19 protein-coding genes are annotated in these 19711 nt (G+C 53.1%); 7 read left to right on the top strand and 12 right to left on the bottom strand.

The window, feature by feature from the left end:
- Window positions 1-100 precede the first annotated feature (100 nt).
- Entirely contained in the window at window positions 101-538 is a 438-nt protein-coding gene (locus B9Z32_RS13685) for a histone (RefSeq protein WP_108422077.1), read from the top strand.
- 78 nt (window positions 539-616) lie between these two features.
- On the opposite strand, the gene B9Z32_RS13680 is transcribed toward B9Z32_RS13685, so the two are convergent.
- From B9Z32_RS13680 to B9Z32_RS13655, 6 genes are all read right to left on the bottom strand, one after another.
- A complete protein-coding gene (locus B9Z32_RS13680) occupies window positions 617-1132 on the bottom strand; it encodes a DUF3426 domain-containing protein (RefSeq protein WP_108421994.1) in 516 nt (171 codons plus the stop codon).
- Window positions 1133-1138: 6 nt separating this feature from the next.
- Window positions 1139-2032, bottom strand: coding sequence for a 50S ribosomal protein L11 methyltransferase (gene prmA / locus B9Z32_RS13675; protein ID WP_108421993.1), 894 nt, complete (start codon window positions 2030-2032; stop codon window positions 1139-1141).
- Window positions 2033-2034: 2 nt separating this feature from the next.
- Window positions 2035-3384 carry an acetyl-CoA carboxylase biotin carboxylase subunit gene (gene accC / locus B9Z32_RS13670; RefSeq protein ID WP_108421992.1) on the bottom strand — a complete coding sequence of 450 codons (1350 nt, stop codon included), beginning with the start codon at window positions 3382-3384 and terminating at the stop codon, window positions 2035-2037.
- Window positions 3385-3399: 15 nt separating this feature from the next.
- Window positions 3400-3894 carry an acetyl-CoA carboxylase biotin carboxyl carrier protein gene (gene accB / locus B9Z32_RS13665; protein ID WP_108421991.1) on the bottom strand — a complete coding sequence of 165 codons (495 nt, stop codon included), beginning with the start codon at window positions 3892-3894 and terminating at the stop codon, window positions 3400-3402.
- Between the two features lie 170 nt (window positions 3895-4064).
- Window positions 4065-4652 carry a TlpA disulfide reductase family protein gene (locus tag B9Z32_RS13660; RefSeq protein ID WP_108422076.1) on the bottom strand — a complete coding sequence of 196 codons (588 nt, stop codon included), beginning with the start codon at window positions 4650-4652 and terminating at the stop codon, window positions 4065-4067.
- Window positions 4653-4686: 34 nt separating this feature from the next.
- Window positions 4687-5271 (bottom strand): hypothetical protein, encoded by a 585-nt coding sequence (locus B9Z32_RS13655; RefSeq protein WP_108421990.1) that lies wholly within the window; start codon window positions 5269-5271, stop codon window positions 4687-4689.
- Between the two features lie 31 nt (window positions 5272-5302).
- On the opposite strand from B9Z32_RS13655, the gene mpl reads away from it, so the two are divergent.
- Complete coding sequence (gene mpl, locus B9Z32_RS13650) at window positions 5303-6694, top strand: UDP-N-acetylmuramate:L-alanyl-gamma-D-glutamyl-meso-diaminopimelate ligase (protein ID WP_108421989.1); 1392 nt, start codon at window positions 5303-5305, stop codon at window positions 6692-6694.
- Window positions 6695-6722: 28 nt separating this feature from the next.
- Here the strand turns inward: mpl and B9Z32_RS13645 are convergent, their stop codons facing one another.
- From B9Z32_RS13645 to rodA, 3 genes are all read right to left on the bottom strand, one after another.
- On the bottom strand, window positions 6723-7847 hold the full coding sequence (locus tag B9Z32_RS13645; protein WP_108421988.1) for a 3-deoxy-7-phosphoheptulonate synthase: 1125 nt from the start codon (window positions 7845-7847) through the stop codon (window positions 6723-6725).
- 239 nt (window positions 7848-8086) lie between these two features.
- A complete protein-coding gene (gene tldD / locus B9Z32_RS13640; protein ID WP_108421987.1) occupies window positions 8087-9547 on the bottom strand; it encodes a metalloprotease TldD in 1461 nt (486 codons plus the stop codon).
- A 69-nt stretch (window positions 9548-9616) separates the two neighbouring features.
- Complete coding sequence (gene rodA, locus B9Z32_RS13635) at window positions 9617-10771, bottom strand: rod shape-determining protein RodA (RefSeq protein ID WP_108421986.1); 1155 nt, start codon at window positions 10769-10771, stop codon at window positions 9617-9619.
- Between the two features lie 99 nt (window positions 10772-10870).
- On the opposite strand from rodA, the gene B9Z32_RS13630 reads away from it, so the two are divergent.
- Genes B9Z32_RS13630 through ruvC form a run of 5 tightly spaced genes read left to right on the top strand, consistent with a single transcriptional unit; the run spans window position 10871 to window position 16097 of the window.
- Window positions 10871-12949 (top strand): ribonuclease catalytic domain-containing protein, encoded by a 2079-nt coding sequence (locus B9Z32_RS13630; RefSeq protein WP_108421985.1) that lies wholly within the window; start codon window positions 10871-10873, stop codon window positions 12947-12949.
- 35 nt (window positions 12950-12984) lie between these two features.
- Window positions 12985-13917, top strand: coding sequence for an energy transducer TonB (locus B9Z32_RS13625; RefSeq protein ID WP_108421984.1), 933 nt, complete (start codon window positions 12985-12987; stop codon window positions 13915-13917).
- A 13-nt stretch (window positions 13918-13930) separates the two neighbouring features.
- Window positions 13931-14776 carry a shikimate dehydrogenase gene (aroE, locus tag B9Z32_RS13620; RefSeq protein WP_108421983.1) on the top strand — a complete coding sequence of 282 codons (846 nt, stop codon included), beginning with the start codon at window positions 13931-13933 and terminating at the stop codon, window positions 14774-14776.
- Window position 14777: 1 nt separating this feature from the next.
- Complete coding sequence (locus B9Z32_RS13615) at window positions 14778-15527, top strand: transglycosylase domain-containing protein (protein WP_108421982.1); 750 nt, start codon at window positions 14778-14780, stop codon at window positions 15525-15527.
- 21 nt (window positions 15528-15548) lie between these two features.
- Window positions 15549-16097, top strand: coding sequence for a crossover junction endodeoxyribonuclease RuvC (ruvC, locus tag B9Z32_RS13610; protein WP_108421981.1), 549 nt, complete (start codon window positions 15549-15551; stop codon window positions 16095-16097).
- A gap of 21 nt (window positions 16098-16118) precedes the next feature.
- On the opposite strand, the gene lpxC is transcribed toward ruvC, so the two are convergent.
- The 3 genes from lpxC to ftsA all read right to left on the bottom strand — a co-directional run bounded on the left by lpxC (window position 16119) and on the right by ftsA (window position 19695).
- The gene (lpxC, locus tag B9Z32_RS13605) at window positions 16119-17042 is read right to left on the bottom strand and encodes a UDP-3-O-acyl-N-acetylglucosamine deacetylase (RefSeq protein WP_108421980.1); all 924 of its coding nucleotides are present in this window, start codon (window positions 17040-17042) and stop codon (window positions 16119-16121) included.
- A gap of 70 nt (window positions 17043-17112) precedes the next feature.
- Entirely contained in the window at window positions 17113-18336 is a 1224-nt protein-coding gene (gene ftsZ / locus B9Z32_RS13600; protein WP_108421979.1) for a cell division protein FtsZ, read from the bottom strand.
- Window positions 18337-18465: 129 nt separating this feature from the next.
- Entirely contained in the window at window positions 18466-19695 is a 1230-nt protein-coding gene (gene ftsA / locus B9Z32_RS13595; RefSeq protein WP_108421978.1) for a cell division protein FtsA, read from the bottom strand.
- Between the last annotated feature and the right edge of the window lie 16 nt (window positions 19696-19711).

Genomic DNA, 19711 nt, shown 5'->3' with positions numbered 1-19711 from the left:
GTGAGATTCAATCTCAGCACCTTGAATCGCTTTGCGACTCCAACATTCGCAAAGTGTTTCCCTCTGTTGATTTTTCTAATTGATCAAGGAGAAAAAAATCATGGCAACTGCAAAAAAAGCGGCACCAAAAAAAGTCGCAGCAAAAAAAGTCGCAGCAAAAAAAGCAGCCCCTAAAAAGGCCGTAGTGAAAAAAGCGCCTGCTAAAAAAGCAGCTCCTAAAAAAGCAGCTCCCAAGAAGGCCGTAGCTAAAAAGGCAGCAGCTCCTAAAAAAGCCGCTCCTAAGAAGGCTGCTCCTAAAAAGGCCGTAGCTAAGAAAGCAGCAGCTCCTAAAAAAGCCGCCGCTAAAAAAGCTGCTCCTAAAAAGGCCGCCAAGAAAGCTGTAGCCAAGAAGGCTGCTAAGAAAGCTGCTCCTAAAAAAGCCGCTAAAAAGCCTGCGAAAAAAGCAGCTAAGAAAGCTGCGAAAGCGCCCGCTGCCCCAGCTGCCGCTGCGCTGAATCCACAAGCTGCATGGCCGTTTCCTTCGGCCGCGAAGCCTTGATTCAAACTTAAAGCGCTAAGCGAAAGCAAAGCCCGATGCTTCAAGGCATCGGGCTTTTTTTATGGGTCAAACAAAAATCTAGGGATAGAAAGTGAGTAAGCGATAACCCATGAAATTCGCACTCTCTTGCTTCAAGCTCAGAAGAAGCTCAAGCTCAATGATTTCGCCGGGCGCCATCACTGCCGGTGCACCCCACTTCGCAAGGTTCAACACCTTGCGCATCACAGGCTTGTCTTGCACATCCGTCAAGGTCAGCTCAATCCAGGGCGTTGCCACTGGCACCGCATCAGAGTTTCTGAGGTTGATTTGAAGTGTCCATTGCGGCACATCCCATACCATCTCATCCAAGGGATGTTCCGATCGCAGCAAATCAACCGAGGCGTAATCAATGACCACGGCTTCGGCTTTTTGGAGGGGCAGAATTTGACAGCCAACCTGTTCACAAACACGCTCCAAAATGGGTTTAAGCGCAGGCTGATAGGTGGCCAAGGGGTCTTTGAACAACCAAACTGCCTGCAGCACAAGGCCCAATAAGCTGAATAGACCCAACACCACCCAGGCCCACAAACCCAAAAAGGTCATGGGTACGTTCATGGAAACTTAGGCGGCGGTGCCGCGTTGCGCTGTCATCAAGATCCAACCGTCTTCTCGGTCAGCCACCGACAGCTTCACGTGAGGCGCATAGGCCTGAATCAACTCGGCTTCTTGGCGCTCCAGAATGCCAGCCAAAACCAAGTTGCCACCGGCTTGCACATGGCCGCACAGCAGGGGGGCCAACACTTTCAAAGGGGTGGCCAAGATATTGGCCAACACCGTTTGGTACTGGCCCTGTGCCAAATCGGGCAGGCCTGCATTCAGAGACACTTCATTGGCCTGTGCGTTGAGTTCGGTGGATGTGACTGCGGCCTCATCGATGTCTACTGCGTCAATGGACTGCGCTCCAAACTTGGCAGCGCCAATGGCCAAGATGCCCGATCCACAGCCATAATCTAAAACACGCTGCCCCTTCAAATTGTGCGTGGCAATCCATCGCAAACACATGCGCGTGGTGGGGTGGGTACCCGTGCCAAAGGCCAGACCAGGATCTAAGCGGATGATTTCGCGCGCTTGACTGGGCGGCTCGTGCCAGGTGGGCACAATCCAAAATTCTGGGGTAATTTCAACAGGCGCAAATTGCGACTGCGTGAGACGCACCCAATCTTGGTCGGGCACAGAAGCCACCGAAACCACAGCACACGATTCAAAAAAATCTTGCGCCGCCAACAACAGCGCTGCATCACGCGCTTCTTCTTCTTTGGCAAACAGCGCAAGCACTTTAGAGCGCTGCCAGCCTTCTTTGGGCGGCGGCATGCCGGGTTCGCCAAACAAAGCTTGTTCATGCTCTGTTTCGGCATCGGCATCTTCCACCGAAACGCTCAAGGCATCTAAAGCTTCAAGCGCCTCACTCAAGACATCGACACGGTTTTCAGGACACAACAAGTTGAGTTCAAACATGCTTAAGTTTTGCGGTGACGCAACCATTCTTCCAAGTAGTGAATGTTGGTGCCACCATTGACAAATTTGGCGTCGCGCATAATTTCGCGGTGCAAATCAATGTTGGTGCTAATGCCTTCCACCACAGTTTCTGACAAGGCCGTTCGCATGCGCGCAATGGCTTGCTCGCGAGTATCGCCATGGGCAATGATTTTGCCAATCATGGAGTCGTAATTGGGCGGCACAAAGTAGTTGTTGTAGACATGCGAGTCGACCCGAATACCAGGCCCACCAGGGGCATGCCATGTGGTGATGCGACCGGGTGAGGGGGTGAACTTGAATGGGTCTTCGGCGTTCACACGGCATTCAATGGCATGGCCTCGAACGGTAATTTGCCGCTGAATGAAAGGCAATTTTTCCCCTGCCGCCACCATGATTTGGGTTTTGACAATGTCAATGCCAGTAACCCACTCTGTAACGGGGTGCTCCACCTGAACACGGGTGTTCATTTCAATGAAATAAAACTCACCGTTTTCGTATAAAAATTCAAAGGTGCCTGCGCCGCGGTAGTTGATTTTTTTGCAAGCTGCCACACAACGTTCGCCAATTTTGTCAATGAGCTTGCGGGGAATGCCGGGGGCTGGGGCTTCTTCCACCACTTTTTGGTGACGACGCTGCATGGAGCAATCACGTTCGCCCAGGTAAACAGCGTTCCTGTGCTTGTCCGCCAAGATTTGAATTTCGATGTGGCGGGGATTCTGCAGGTACTTTTCCATGTAAACCGCAGGGTTACCAAACGCAGCACCTGCCTCGGCCTTGGTCATTTGTACCGCGTTGATCAGAGCAGCTTCTGTGTGAACCACACGCATGCCGCGACCACCACCACCGCCTGCCGCCTTGATGATGACGGGGTAACCAATGCTTTTGGCAGTACGGCGAATGACCACGGGGTCGTCGGGCAACTCACCCTCAGAGCCAGGCACGCAAGGCACGCCAGCTTTGATCATGGCCTGCTTGGCAGACACTTTGTCGCCCATGATGCGAATGGAGTCGGGTGTTGGACCAATGAATTGGAAGCCGCTTTTTTCAACGCGCTCGGCAAAATCGGCGTTCTCACTTAAGAAGCCGTAGCCAGGGTGAATGGCTTCAGCGTCGGTTACTTCGGCGGCCGAAATGATGGCTGGCATGTTGAGGTAGCTGAGGCTGGAGGCTGCTGGGCCAATGCAGACGGCCTCTTCAGCCAGCTTCACATACTTGGCTTCACGATCTGCTTCTGAATAGACCATCACGGCTTTGATGCCGAGCTCTCGGCACGCACGCTGAATGCGCAGGGCAATTTCCCCGCGATTGGCAACCAGAATTTTCTTGAACATAAGAACTCCGGTGAATTATTCGATGACGTACATGGCTTGACCGTATTCCACAGCTTGACCGTTTTCGCACAAAACCTGCTTGACCGTACCCGACTTGTCAGATTCAATTTCGTTCAAAATCTTCATGGCTTCAATGATGCACAGGGTGTCGCCCTCTTTGACGGTGTCGCCCACCTGAACAAAGGGCGCGGCGCCGGGGCTAGACGATCGGTAGAAAGTGCCCACCATGGGTGATTTGACGGTATGACCCGCGGCGGCAACTTCAGCAGCTGCGGCAGCGGCTGTGACCGCAGCGGCATCGGCAATTTCAATGGCGCTAGGCGCTGCCAAGGGGGCAGCTTGCACTGTAGGGGCTGCGGGCATCAACACTTGTTGGGTTAAAACTTGATTGCCCGAAGGGGTGGCACCTTTGACAATGCGAACCTTGCCTTCGGCTTCCGTGATTTCCAATTCTGTGACGTTGGAATCAGAAACCAAGTCGATCAAGGTTTTGAGTTTGCGCAAATCCATGTTACCCCCTGTGTTTGCTATGGGAAAACCTTGAATTTACACCAAATACCACTCTAAAAAGCTACATCTGCTCTCATTTAAAGAAAAGTAGAGATTAAAAATCTCTTCAATCTAGGCAATTCAAGCTTGTAGCTGGCGCATGAAGGCCGAGCCAAGGCGCAAAGACGCCGTCAGATCACACTTCGAAGCCAGGCGTCAAGATCAGATTGCTCTAACTTGCCTGCTTTTTGCTTTAAAAGCATGCCATTTGCATCGAAAAGCAAGCTGTATGGCAAAACATTTTGCTGATTGCCCAATGACTGGCCCAAGGCAGTGCCAGAGTAACCGGCCAAACCAATTGGAAAGTTCAATGGTTTTTGCCCCAAATAGCGCCGAACCATACTGGGCTGATCTACCGCCAAACCAATAACTTGAAGGGATTTAGATTGATTTGCCACATAAAAGGCGTCAATTAAGGGAAGTTCCTCAATGCAAGGCGGGCACCAGGTGGCCCAAAAATTGACCAAGAGCGGTTTGCCGCGCATGCTTTGAAGGCTCAAAGTACCACCTTCTGGCTTTTCAAACTCCTGAACCCAGAAATTTTGAACTGCCTCGTTCATCACGCCCTTTGGCTGAAACTTTTGCCAAGCAAAGAGCGCACCCCCCAAGCCTGCGGCCATGCCAACGCCTGCCAGCAACCAATGACGGCGGCCAGACTGAGACTCAGGTGCACGCGGCGATGCGGGAGAGCTTTTATTGAAATTTTCTTCTTCAGACATTCTTTTCTCTCTATCTTCTTGCTTCATGCAGGCATCATGCCTCAATTAGTTTTTTTACAGCAGTCCAATCACCACGCGGTGAGCGCCCTTGTGAATCCGATTTCAAGGCACCCCGCACATCGTCAAAATCATTGACCAAGAGATGCACACCAATTTCCTCATTCAAATCTTCACAATAACTGTGAATGCTCAAAGCCTCGACGTGCTCCCCATGCAATCCATTCACAGAGCGGGCCTCAAATGCCACACCTTTGTTGATCAATTCAATTTCGCAAGATTTGGCATCGTCGCAAAACAGCTGCAAGTAAATGTCTGACAAACGGGTTGCTGTGCCATGCCAAACAGCGCCGCCCAAATAGGGTCGAAACTCTGACAGTCGGGTCATCCACATCAAAGCATGTTTCCTTAGCGCCAGCAACTCCTCAGGCTGAGTTTCAGCACAAAACAGCTCGATGTACTCCCGCACTTGCACTTCAACTTGTTCATTATTGGGCAAAGGCGTGCGCGGGGGTAAGCCCAAGGCTTTTAAGGCCCGGCGCTTGGCGGGGCCATACTCCAAGCCCTCTTCCACCACCCACTGAGCGGCCGAAGCTGCAATTTCATCTGTCAAATCTGCCATGACGACATTGTGCACCGCCTAAAATCCCCTTATGCATATTCATATTTTGGGCATTTGCGGAACTTTCATGGGCGGCTTGGCCGCGTTGGCCAGAGAAGCCGGTCACAAAGTGACGGGCTGCGACGCCGGGGTTTATCCGCCCATGAGCGATCAATTGAAAGCTTTGGGCATTGATTTGGTGGAGGGCTTTGGTGTTGAGCAAATGCAGCTCAAGCCCGACCTGTATGTCATAGGCAATGTGGTGAGCAGAAGTCGTCTGGCTTCTGGCGAACCCAAGTTTCCCTTGATGGAAGCCATCTTGGAATCTGGCGCACCCTACACCAGCGGCCCGCAGTGGCTTTCTGAGCATGTGCTGCAGGGCAGGCATGTATTGGCAGTGGCAGGCACGCATGGCAAAACATCGACCACGTCCATGCTAGCTTGGATTTTGGAAGCCGCCGGACTCGAACCCGGATTTTTGGTGGGCGGTGTGCCGCTTAATTTCGGTGTCTCAGCTCGCTTGGGCAAGGTTGTCCAAGGCCACGCGCGCAATTATTTTGTGATTGAAGCCGACGAATACGACACGGCCTTTTTTGACAAGCGCAGCAAATTTGTGCACTACCGTCCCCGCACGGCCATCTTGAACAATTTGGAATTTGACCACGCCGATATCTTTGACGATTTGAAAGCCATCGAACGCCAGTTCCATCACTTGGTGCGCACGGTGCCAGGTCAGGGGCGCTTGGTGGTCAACGGTTTGGAAGAAAGCATCACGCGCGTGTTGGCGCAAGGCTGCTGGAGTGAGGTACGCAGTTTTGGAGCTGCCGTTTCTGATTTCTCTGCAGTGGGTGAACCTCAGCACTTTGAAGTTATTTGCCAAGGACAAACCGTGGCTCACGTTAAGTGGGATTTAGGCGGTGTACACAACCAGCACAATGCGCTGGCCGCCATTGCGGCAGCTGAGCACGTGGGTGTCTCGCCCAGCGTGGCAGCCCAGGCGCTGGGCAGCTTTCAAAACGTGAAGCGCCGCATGGAAGTGCGCGGCCAAGTGGCTGGCATCACCGTATACGACGACTTTGCGCATCACCCCACCGCCATTCGCACCACACTTGATGGTCTGCGGCGGCAAATTGGCAATGGGCAGCGCATCTTGGCCATTTTTGAGCCCCGCAGCAACACCATGAAACTGGGTACCATGAAATCGCAGTTGCCTTGGAGTCTTGAACAAGCCGACTTGTCGTTTTGCCACAGCGGCGGTTTAGATTGGGATGCCCATGCCGCCTTGGCCAGCATGGGCAACAAAGCCCAGGTTGCGCCCAACATCGATGAGTTGGTGAAGCAAGTGATGGCAAACGTCAAACCTGGCGACCACTTGCTGTGCATGAGCAACGGTGGCTTTGGCGGCGTGCACGATCGCCTGCTAAATGCCTTGAAACAAATTTAAAAGGGCGCCACTCAAAGCGTGGCGTCTCTTATTTTTTTCTTCTGGCTTCCACCGCTTTCGACAAAGTTTCCAGCACGGTCTCGCTGTCTGCCCAGCCAATGCAAGCATCCGTAATGCTTTGAGCGTACTTCAATGCATTCACATCGTCTTTGCCTGGTGTGAATTTTTGCGCACCGCTTTCGATGTGGCTTTCCACCATCACACCAAAAATTTGGCGTGAGCCTTTGCTCAACTGCGCTGCAATTTCTTGTGTCACCACCAATTGGCGTTCGTGTTGTTTGCTGCTGTTGGCGTGGCTGCAATCGACCATCAAGGTCGGTGGCAATTTGGCAGCCGTCAAATCTTGGCAGGCCGCATTGACACTCGCCTCATCGTAATTGGGGGCCTTGCCACCCCGCAAAATGACGTGGCAGTCGGGGTTGCCTTGCGTTTGCACAACGGCCACCTGACCGTTTTTGTGAACCGACAAGAAATGGTGACCACGCTCGGCCGCTTGAATGGCGTCTGTGGCAATTTTGATATTGCCATCGGTGCCGTTTTTAAAGCCAATGGGTGCCGACAGGCCCGACGCCAATTCGCGGTGCACTTGACTCTCCGTGGTGCGCGCACCAATGGCCCCCCAGCTAATGAGGTCGCCAATGTACTGCGGAGAAATCACATCCAAGAATTCACTGCCAGCTGGCAAGCCTTGTCGGTTGATTTCAATCAGCAACTGACGTGCAATGCGCAAGCCCTCGTCAATGCGATAGCTCTCATCCAAGTAAGGATCATTGATCAAGCCCTTCCAACCCACGGTGGTTCTGGGCTTTTCAAAATACACCCGCATCACAATTTCCAAAGTACCTTTGTATTTGTCACGCAGCGGCTTGAGTCGGCGCGCATAGTCCAAAGCAGCCGCAGGGTCATGAATAGAGCAAGGGCCAATGACCACCAACAAGCGATCGTCTTTGCCCGCCATGATGTTGTGAATTTTGCTGCGCGTTTGGGCGATCAAAGTTTCAACCGCGGTGCCCGCAATGGGGAAGAAGCGCATCAAATGTTCTGGTGGTGGTAGCACGGTGATGTCCTTGATACGTTCGTCATCGGTTTGGCCTGAGCGGTCTGTTGGGCTTGCATAGCGAGGCTCCGAACTGGCTTTGGCTTTTTGAATCATGTTGGGCTCCTTTTGAAATTTAAAAACTTAATGAGGTGTGTGCACGTGGCAAAAAAAAACCGCCGGGAGTTGAGTCCGGCGGTTGGTAGAGGGGTTCAGTGACTTATGCGCTGGCCTCTCGTCCGCCTGGGACTGAGAATGCAAAATAAAAGCTAAAAAAGCTGAAGCGATTGGTCATATGGGTTGAATGTAGCACAAGTTTTTGGCAGTTTTCTGACAAATTGAAAGCAACAGGGCATTCAAGCCGTGCCGCCCACCGTCAAACCTTCGATGCGCAACGTGGGTTGACCCACACCCACAGGCACACTTTGACCTTCTTTGCCGCAAACGCCCACACCCGAATCGAGGCGCATGTCGTTGCCAATCATGCTGACCTGCTTGAGGCACTCGGGGCCACTGCCCACCAAGGTGGCGCCTTTGACAGGGTATTGAATTTTGCCGTTTTCCACCCAATAGGCTTCTGAGGCAGAAAACACAAATTTGCCGCTGGTGATGTCAACCTGGCCACCCCCAAAATTGGTGGCATACAAACCCTTTTTCATGCTGGCCACAATTTCTTCAGGCGACATGTCGCCGCCCAACATGTAGGTGTTGGTCATGCGCGGCATGGGAATGTGCGCGTAGCTTTCACGGCGGCCATTGCCGGTGGGCTTCACGCCCATCAGGCGGGCATTCATGGCGTCTTGGATGTAGCCCTTCAAAATGCCATCTTCAATGAGCACATTGCGCTGGCTGGGGCAACCTTCATCGTCGACATTCAAAGAACCGCGTCGGTCAGAAATGGTGCCATCGTCTAGCACTGTGACACCTTTGGCGGCCACGCGTTTGCCAATCATGCCGCTAAAAGCGCTAGAGCCTTTGCGATTGAAATCGCCCTCGAGGCCATGACCAATGGCTTCGTGCAACAACACGCCAGGCCAACCTGGGCCCAATACCACCGTCATGACACCTGCAGGCGCAGGCCTGGCCTCTAAGTTGGTGAGTGCAGCATGAACGGCATCGTTGACATACGCATTGACCATGGCATCGTCAAAATAGGCCAAGCCGAAACGGCCACCGCCGCCGCCACTGCCCACTTCACGTCGACCATTTTGCTCAGCAATGACAGTCACAGAGAGCCTGACCAAGGGGCGAACGTCAGCGGCCAAAGTGCCATCGGCACGTGCCACCATGACAACGTCATATTCACTGGCCAATCCGGCCATGACTTGAACCACACGAGGATCTTTGGCACGGGCCAATTGCTCGACCTTCTCCAGCAGTTGCACTTTGTCAGTGCTGTTCAAAGTGCCCATGGGGTCGAGAGAAGGGTACAAAGAACGGATGCCTGCCACTTTGCGGGTAGGTACTTTGGCTTTGCGATTTTGCTCGGCTTGGGCAATGGCGCGCACCGTGTGAGCCGCATCCATCAAGGAAGCTTCTGAGATGTCGTCTGAGTAAGCAAAGGCCGTTTTCTCGCCAGCCACAGCACGCACACCGACACCTTGGTCAATACTGAAACTGCCCGTCTTGACAATGCCCTCCTCCAAACTCCAGCCCTCAGCGCGGGTGTATTGGAAGTACAAATCGGCATCATCAACCTTGTGCGCCTTGATGGCAGACAAGGCTTTGGAGAGATGGCTCTCATCTAAACCAAAAGGTTCGAGCAAGAGGGACCTGGCCGTGGCCAGACGTTCAATGGTGGGTTCGCGTGAAATCATGATGTCATTGTAGGCAAGGCCGGAAGGCCCTGCAGTTTGGAGGCTTGGTCGTGTTGATTTGTAAGTATGTCAGGTTTGAACCAAGCGTTTGGCTTTGGCAATGGACATCAAAATGCCCAAGCCCAAACCCAAGGTGACCATGGCGGTACCGCCGTAGCTGATGAACGGCAAGGGCACGCCCACCACGGGCAAGATACCACTCACCATGCCCATGTTCACAAAGGCATAAGTGAAGAAAATCATGCTGATGCTGCCTGCCAGCAAGCGTGTGAAGAGCGTCGGTGCCTCTCGGGCAATGACCAAGCCTCGGAAAACTAAGAAGAAGAAACCAGCAATTAACAGCAAAGTGCCAAACAGCCCGAACTCTTCAGAAAAGGCGGCAAAAATAAAGTCGGTGGTTCTTTCTGGAATGAACTCTAGGTGGGTTTGGGTACCCTGCATAAAGCCTTTGCCCCAGAAACCGCCAGAGCCGATGGCAATCATGCCCTGAATGATGTGAAAGCCCTTGCCTAAAGGGTCTCGCGCAGGGTCGAGCAAGGTGCATACGCGCTGCCGCTGGTACTCGTGCAAGACTTTCCAGTCAACACCACTGGCGCACAACTGAGGCTCAAAAATCACCAGCAAAACGATGCCGATCACGCCAAGCACAATGGGCGGCACAATCAAGCGCCAGCTCAGACCTGCGAAAAACAAAACAGCTGCGCCAGAGCTCAAAACCAACAAGGCTGTGCCCAAGTCAGGCTGTTTCATGATCAAGCCCACTGGTAACAGGAGCAAGAAGCCCGCCACCAAAAAGTCCAGAGGCCGCAACTGGCCCTCTCGCTTTTGAAACCACCAAGCCAACATGAGAGGGACCGCAATTTTGAGAATTTCACTGGGTTGAATAACCACTCCCAAATTGATCCAGCGGCGCGATCCTTTTTTGGTGATGCCAAAAATAGCCACGGCCACCAGCAACACCACCCCAATGGTGTAAATGGGCACCGCCAGCGTCATGAGCCTTTGGGGTGGGATTTGCGCCACCACAAACATGATGCAAGCTGCAATGAACATGTTTCGGCCATGGTCTACAAAACGCGTGCCATGGTCAAAGCCCGATGAGTACATGATGAGCAAACCCGCACACGCCAGCACAAAGACAGCGAAGGCCAAGGGGCCATCGAATCCTACAAACAAATGCAGGAATCGTGACCACCAGCTGGGTTTTTCAATCACAAGCGACATGCTGCAATTATCCTTCGCTTCCCCCAAAAATGCCGGTTTCCCTTAAATTTGCCATCGCATCCGGCTTGCCAAGGGCTCGCCCGTGGGACAATCTGACCCATGTTTTTATTGTTTGAAGAAGCCGGCAAATTTGTTGCTGGACGTGTCCTGTCGGAGGCAGAAGCTTCAGTTCAGGTGGAATTGGACAGCGGTAAGCGGGTCAAAGTCAAAGGTGCCAACATACTTTTGAAATTTGACAAACCGGCTCCGGCCCAACTTCTGTCTGAAGCCTCGCTCATTAGCCAAAGCATTGAACTTGATTTGGCTTGGGAATTTGCGCCCGATGTCGAATTTGGTTTTGCCGACATCGCCCGCGAATATTTCAGTGCCGACGCCAGCACCACCCAGCAAGTGGGGGCCCTCATTCGGCTGTATGAGGCGCCACATTATTTTCGCCGCGCTGGCAAGGGGCGTTTCAAGAAAGCCTCTGCCGAAACAGTTCAATTGGCTTTGGCGGGCATTGAAAAGAAAAAGCAAATCTTGGCGCAAATTGAACTTTGGTCGCAAGACTTGATCAGGGGTGAATGCCCTGCGCCCATCAAGGACCAGCTTTACAAGATTTTGTTCAGGCCCGATAAAAATGCCGCCGAATACAAAGCCGTGGTGGAAGCCAGTCGGGCCAGCCAAATTGCGCCTCTGACGCTGCTGCAAAACGCGGGAGCCATCGCCAGTGCGTATGATTTTCATTGGCAACGTTTCTTGTTTGACAACTTTCCCAAAGGCACCGGCTTTCCCAAGTTGGAGGCGCCTGCCATTGCGCAAGCATTGCCATTGGCCACGGTCAAGGCCTACTCAATTGACGACTCGCAAACCACCGAAATTGACGATGCCCTGTCCCTGCAAGGTTTAGGCACAGGCACCGTCGTTCTGGGCATCCACATTGCCGCACCAGGCTTGGCCTTGCAACCCAACAGCTCCATTGACCAGGTAGGTCGGTCTCGCTTGTCGACGGTTTATATGCCGGGTTACAAAATCACCATGCTGCCCGATGATGTGGTGCAAAGCTATACCTTGGCAGAGGGCCAGGCCTGCCCTGCCGTGTCTTTGTATGTGACCCTAGACGAAGCCACCTTGGCCATTCAACACACAGAAACCAAATTGGAGCGCGTTCACATTGCAGCCAATTTACGCCACGACCAACTCGATCAATGGGTCACTCAAGAGTGGCTTGAAGAGAGCCATCCGCCAGCGCGTGACAACGCGCCCCTGCTGGGCCTCAGCCACTCCGAATTGGCATTCTTCTGGCGCTTGGCTCAGCATTTGAAAGCGGGGCGTGAAGTGGTTCGGGGTAAGCCCGAAACTTTTAATCGGCCCGACTACAACTTCAGATTGCAGCGCGCCAATTCCGATGCACCTCCTTTGGGCAATGAGACTGTTCTGATCAGTGTTCGGCAACGCGGTTCACCGCTAGACCTGATCGTGGCAGAAGCCATGATTTTGGCCAACAGCACGTGGGGTCAATGGTTGGCCAGTTTGGGCGTGCCCGCTATTTACAGAAGCCAAGCCAGTTTGTCGCCGGGCATCAAAGTTCGCATGGGCACCAAAGCGCTGCCGCATGCTGGCATTGGCGTTCCCGCTTATGCCTGGAGCACCTCACCGCTGCGCCGCTACACAGACTTGGTCAATCAATGGCAAATCATTGCATGCGTTCAGCACGGCGCAACAGCCGCACTGGCTGCGCCATTCAAGCCCAAAGATGCCCAACTGTTTGCCATCATCAGCGCTTTTGAAGCTGCCTACAGCGCCTACAACAGCTACCAATCGGGCATGGAGCGGTTTTGGACCTTGCACTATTTGAAGCAAGAAAATATCACGGAAGTGTTGGCCAGTTTGGTCAAAGAAATGGGCGGCGGCAGTTGGTTGGTTCGTGCCGATCACTTGCCCTTGATGTTCAATGTGATGGGGGCTGCGGGCATGGTGCGTGGCGATCAAGTCAGGGTTCAACTGGGCAACATCGATGCCATGGCGCTGGACGTGAATGGCACCGTGATTGAAAAAATCACATCGGCAGCCAACAAGGCCCCTGAAGATGCAAGCGCCATCGACGATGCCATGGAAGATTTGGAAGAAGCCGCCACGGGGCCCATTGCCCTGGCTCTGAATGTGAACGAAACACCCGCAGACGAATCTGCGCCATAAGACCCTCCAGAAGCCCTTAGCTCACGCGCCTGAAAATGCCACACGCCGTCATGCCTTTGTCTTTGCATCAGAGCTCGCACCGCGCTTTGGCATGGGCCTTGGGCTTGTCGCTGGTCTTGCATGCTTTGCTGCTCACCGTGAAATGGGTTTCGCCTGCCACCTTCGACAGAATGTTTGAAACCAACACACTCGAAGTGGTGTTGGTCAATTCGCGCAGCAAGAATGCACCCGACACCGCTTTGGCCTTGGCCCAAGTCAATTTGGCAGGCGGTGGCAACGCCTCCGGCAGCGGCTTGCAAACCAGCCCATACAGCGTGCAAACAGACCCAGCCCAAACGCCAGAATTGCAGCAAGTTGAACAAAAAATTGAAGCGCTCAAAAATGAGCAGCAACGCTTGGTTCAACAATTGCAACAAGCCTTGTTTCAACTGAGCTCCGAAAGCCCCCTTGCAAACACCGATACCAAGACAGCCGATGCCTTGGCTGAGCGAAAAAAAGAACTCACCCACCAATTGGCTCAAATTGAAAAACAGTCTCAGTCACTTCAAGGCGGTCCGAAAAAAAGATACATTGGCCCAGCAACCCAAGAAGTTTCTTTTGCACGGTATTACGACAAAATGCGACGCACGATTGAGCTCACTGGCACTGAAAATTTCCCGCAAGCTGCGGGTCAAAAACTCTATGGCCAGCTGACCATGGTCATTACCTTGGACAACAAGGGACGGGTTTTGAATACCGAAGTGGCCAGTGGTTCAGGACAACTGGCACTCGACCAACGTGCGCAGGCCATAGTTCGCGGTGCGTCGCCCTTTGGTGCGTTTACCTCTGACATGAACAAACAAGCCGATCAATTGGTGGTGGTCACTCGCTTCCAGTTTGCACGCGACGAAACGCTTGAGACCAACATGCTGGCACCTGTTTCAAGCAAGCCCTTGAAGCAGACTAACGCTCTTCAGCCAACCAACTAAAAGAAACTTTTTCATGGACCACTATTGCGTTTTCGGCCATCCCATTGAGCACAGCAAATCGCCTTGGATTCAATCGCGCTTTGCCGAACTCACTGGCCAAACGCTTCAGTATGAAAAAACCTTGGTGCCTTTGGATGCATTCAAGACCACGGTCGATGCTTTCAAAGCCAGTGGCGGCAAAGGCTGCAACGTCACCCTGCCCTTCAAAAGTGAAGCTGCGGCATTGGCCACGCACTGTAGCCCCCGCGTTGCATTGGCGCAGGCCTGCAACACCCTCAAATTTGAAGGCGATCAAATTTACGGCGACAACACCGATGGCTTGGGCTTGGTCAGAGACTTGGTTCACAACGCAGGCTTTTCTTTGAAAGGGCGTCGTATTTTGCTCATTGGCGCAGGTGGCGCTGCCGCTGGTGTACTGGGGCCCTTGTTGGCTGAACAAGCTCACAGCATTTGGGTGGCCAACCGAAGTGTCGACAAGGCCGTTCAACTTGTGGCGCGGCATGCCAGCTTGGCCCAATTGGAGGGAGTAGACTGCCAAGCTTTTGGTTTGAATCACGAAGCCATTTTGAGCCAGTCATTCGATTTGGTCATCAATGCCAGCAGCAGCAGCCTGCACAATGCCGCATTGCCGGTGCCTGCCAGTGTGTTGCAAACCAATGGCTTGGCCTGCGATTTGATGTACGGCCCCGCTGCCCTTGCCTTCATGCAGTGGGCACAAGATCATGGCACCCAAGCACGGGATGGGCTGGGCATGCTGGTCGAGCAAGCTGCAGCCTCCTTTCAACTTTGGCGAGGCGTTCAGCCACCCACCCAACAGGTACTGGCTGATTTAAGAGCTTTGGTATCTCTTTCGCACTGACATGCTGAGTTCTATTTTCAAAGCATTCAAACAATGGCTATGGCTCATGTTGGCCGGCTTTGTCATTTTGCAATTGTTCTTTGTAGGTCGCGTGGCATTCATGGCTGTGGTCAATCCCTCATCCACCGCATTTGAGAGATCACAGGCCTGGCAAATTGCCAGTACCCAAGGGCAACTCATTTGGCGTCAACAATGGCGAGCCGACGATCAGATTGCCAAAACACTGAAGCGGGCCGTGCTGGCATCTGAAGACAGCGGCTTCACATCGCACAATGGTATTTGGTGGGAAGCCATTGAAAAAGCATGGCAAAAAAATGCCAAAACACAAGCCAAACTAGAAGCTCAAGCAGCCAAGAAAAATAGCACCAAAACCGCAGCGCCCAAAATAGTGGGTGGCTCAACCATCACCCAGCAATTGGCCAAAAATTTGCTCTTGAGTGGCGAGCGCACCATGCTTAGAAAGGCGCAAGAGTGGGTCATCACGATGGCTCTTGAAACTTTTTTAACCAAACAGCAAATTCTCACGCTCTACCTCAACCATGTTGAATGGGGGCGCGGCATTTTTGGCGCTGAGGCCGCAGCTCAACACTATTTTCAAAAGCCAGCATCCAAGCTCACTGCGTGGGAAGCTGCTCGCTTGGCGGTCATGTTGCCTCGGCCGCGATATTTTGAAAAGTTACCGCAGTCTGTTTACTTGAGCGACCGCGCAGAAACCATCATGGCACGCATGAATGATGTTGCCCTGCCCTGAGCATTGCCTCACAATGACTCTATGAGAATTCTTGGCATTGATCCCGGCCTTCAAACCACTGGCTTTGGTGTGATTGATGTCAATGGCTCGCAGCTTAGTTATGTGGCCAGCGGTGTCATACGCACCGACAAAGTCAATCAGGGCAATTTGCCCAATCGCCTGCGCGTGATTTACGACGGCATTTTAGAAATCAACCAACGCTATCAACCCCAAGCGGCCTCGGTTGAAATTGTGTTTGTCAACGTCAACCCGCAAGCCACTTTGTTGCTGGGTCAGGCACGGGGTTGTTGTGTCACAGCTTTGGTATCTTGCAATTTAGAAGTGGCTGAATACACAGCATTGCAAATGAAAAAAGCCATCACTGGGCATGGCCGTGCTGCCAAATCTCAAATTCAGGAAATGGTCAAACGCATGTTGAAGCTGCCTTCAACCCCAGGGCCCGATGCGGCCGATGCATTGGGTTTGGCCATCACGCATGCGCATGCCAGCCCATCCATGAACAAGTTGGCAGCCCTAGATGTGCTCAATCGCAAAACCCACGGCATGTACCGTGGTGGCCGAAGTCACTAAATTGAATGAAGATGCGCCGGCTTACCAGGCGCGTACAGGCAGAGCAAAACCTGGTGGCGCTTTTTTGACGTCGTCAAAGCTCACAATTTCGTAAGCGTCAGCTTGATCTAACAAGGCGCGCAGCAACAAATTGTTCATGGCGTGTCCCGAACGAAATGCCGTGTAGCTGGCAATGAGGGGTTTGCCCACCAAGTACAAATCGCCCATGGCATCGAGAATTTTGTGTTTCACAAACTCGTCGTCATAACGAAGGCCATCGCTGTTCAGCACTTTGTAGTCGTCCATCACAATGGCATTGTCTAGGCCACCGCCCAAGGCCAAGCCGTTGGAGCGAAGCATTTCAACATCTTTGGTAAAGCCAAAGGTGCGCGCACGCGCAATGTCGCGGGCGTACAAGTCGCGCCCCATGTCAAACACCACTTGTTGACCCGTGGAGTCAACAGCTGGGTGGTGAAAATCAATTTCAAAACTCAAACGGTAACCATCATATGGCTCGAGCTTGGCCCACTTGATGTTTTCACCTTGCCCGTCTCGCACTTCAACAGTTTTCAAAACACGGATGAATTGCTTAGGTTCTTTTTGCAATTCAATGCCTGCGCTTTGCAGCAAAAACACAAAAGAAGAAGCCGAGCCATCCAAGATGGGCACCTCTTCAGCGGTGATGTCGACGATCAAATTGTCAATGCCCAGACCCGCACAGGCCGACATCAAATGCTCGACGGTGTGTACCTTGGCTTGGCCACTGGAAATGGTCGACGCCAAGCGGGTGTCTGTAACGCTTTGGGCAGAAATGTGAATGTCGACTGGCTCGGCCAAATCGACGCGCCTAAAAACGATGCCTGTGCCAGGCGGCGCAGGCCGCAGCGTGAGTTCAACACGCTGCCCACTGTGCAAGCCCACACCCACGGCTTGGGTGAGGGTTTTGAGGGTTCTTTGAGCAAGCATGGTTTGATTTTAAATTCTCAAACCCAAGCTTGCATCCAGAAGGCTTTGGTGAACCACTGCGTTTAGAAAATCAGTCGGCTTGCTTGCGCAAGAAGGCTGGAATTTCAATGTCGTCCATGCCGGCAGAAGCCATGCCATCTACTTTGGCTGCAGCTTGTGTGCGGTTGGTACGCCATACGCTAGGTGTGTTCAAACGGCCATAGTCGCCACCCAAAGCTGGGCTTTGTGCACCCAACGCAGGTGACACAGCATCGTGTGAGTCAACAGTGAACGGCGCATCGTAGGTGCCCGTGCGCAAAACTTGCAAAGGCGGCGCTGTGCGGCGTGCACCTTGGCTTGACAAGCCAGTGGCCACCACAGTCACGCGAATTTCGTCGCCCAAACTTTCGTCGTAAGCGGTACCGTAAATCACGTGAGCACTTTCTGAAGCATAAGCGCGGATGGTGTTCATGGCTTGCTTGGATTCACTCAGTTTGAGGGAACCCTTGGCAGCACTGATTAGCACCAACACACCCTTGGCGCCAGACAGGTCAATGCCTTCTAGCAGCGGGCAAGCCACGGCTTGCTCGGAGGCAATGCGCGCACGGTCAGGGCCGCTGGCAGATGCGGTGCCCATCATGGCTTTGCCGGGTTCACCCATGACAGTGCGAACGTCTTCAAAGTCGACGTTCACATGGCCAGGCACATTGATGATTTCAGCAATACCGCCCACCGCATTTTTGAGCACGTCATTGGCGTGCGCAAATGCTTCGTCTTGCGTCATGTCTTCGCCGCCTGGCAATTCCATGAGCTTTTCATTCAACACCACAATCAATGAGTCGACATTGGCTTCGAGTTCAGCCAAGCCAGATTCGGCACTTTGCATGCGGCGACCGCCTTCAAAGTCGAACGGTTTGGTAACCACGCCCACGGTGAGAATGCCCATTTCCTTGGCAACGCGTGCAATCACGGGTGCTGCGCCAGTGCCAGTTCCACCGCCCATGCCGGCTGTGATGAACAACATGTGCGCGCCATCGATGGCAGCCCGAATGTCTTCAATGGCTTCCTCAGCGGCATCGCGGCCTTTTTCTGGTTTGCTGCCAGCGCCCAAACCGGTGTGACCCAATTGGATGAAGCGGTGCGCCGCACTGCGGGCCAATGCTTGTGCATCGGTGTTGGCGCAAATGAATTCAACGCCTTGCACATTGCGCTCGATCATGTGCTCAACAGCGTTGCCGCCGCCACCGCCCACGCCGATCACTTTGATTTGCGTTCCTTGGTTGAACTCTTCGACTTGGATCATTTCAATGCTCATGGTGCTCTCCTAAAACTGTTGCAGTTGCCTAAATATTGATTTTTGATAATTTTATTTTTTGGGGGAAAAGTGAGGTTCAACATCGCTGATGCGGACTCCCCCTTGCCAAGTAAAGTTTGCGCCAATCCATCAGAAGTTACCCACGATGAAATCTTTGAAGCGTGTGAAGGCGTTGTTCATGGAACCCTTCTTTTGCGACACTTTGAAACCGCGCAAGCGAGCCAAACGGGCCTCTTCCATGAGACCCATCACAGTGGCCACGCGAGGCTGGCTCACCATGTCAGACAATGCGCCGGTGTATTTGGGAACACCGCGGCGCACAGGCTTTAAGAAAATATCTTCGCCCAACTCAACCATGCCAGGCATGACAGCACTACCGCCGGTGAGCACAATGCCCGACGACAACACTTCTTCATAGCCAGACTCGCGAATAACTTGCTGAACCAGCGAGAAAATTTCTTCAACGCGTGGCTCAATCACACCAGCCAAAGCTTGCTTAGACAGCATGCGCGGCGCGCGATCTCCAAGGCCTGGCACTTCCACTTGCGCCTCAGGATCGGCCAGCAACTGCTTGGCACAACCACTCTCCACCTTGATATCTTCAGCGTCTTTGGTGGGGGTGCGAAGCGCCATGGCAATGTCGCTGGTGATTAAATCGCCAGCAATTGGAATGACCGCAGTATGGCGAATGGCGCCGTTGGTAAAAATAGCCACATCGGTGGTGCCGGCGCCAATGTCAACGCAGGCCACACCGAGTTCACGCTCGTCTTCCGTCAACACCGCCAAACTGGAAGACAAGGGATTGAGCAACAACTGATCGACTTCTAAGCCACAGCGGCGCACACACTTGATGATGTTCTCGGCCGCACTTTGCGCGCCTGTGACAATGTGCACCTTGGCTTCAAGCCGCATGCCGCTCATGCCAATGGGTTCTTTCACGTCTTGGCCGTCGATCACAAACTCTTGAGGCGCAACCAACAACAAACGCTGGTCGGTTGAAATATTGATGGCGCGCGCCGTTTCAACCACACGCGCCACGTCGGCGGGGGTTACTTCTTTGTCCTTCACAGCCACCATGCCACTCGAATTCAGACCGCGAATGTGGCTGCCCGTGATGCCCGTGTTGACGCGGGTGATTTTGCAATCCGCCATCAACTCGGCTTCTTTCAAGGCCTGTTGAATGCTCTGCACCGTGGCATCGATGTTGACCACCACACCCCGCTTCAAACCATTGCCAGGCGCCACCCCCATACCAGCCAACTTCAGCTCGCCACCTGGCATGACCTCGGCCACGACGACCATGACCTTGGAAGTTCCAATGTCGAGACCGACCACCAAATCTTTGTACTCTTTTGCCATATGTTCAACCGTTCTG

It is taken from the genome of Limnohabitans sp. MMS-10A-178, from assembly GCF_003063375.1.
Classification (GTDB): Bacteria; Pseudomonadota; Gammaproteobacteria; order Burkholderiales; family Burkholderiaceae_C; genus Limnohabitans_A.
The sequence above is the reverse complement of the archived record's forward strand: the minus strand, read 5'-3'. Positions and strand labels throughout refer to the sequence as shown.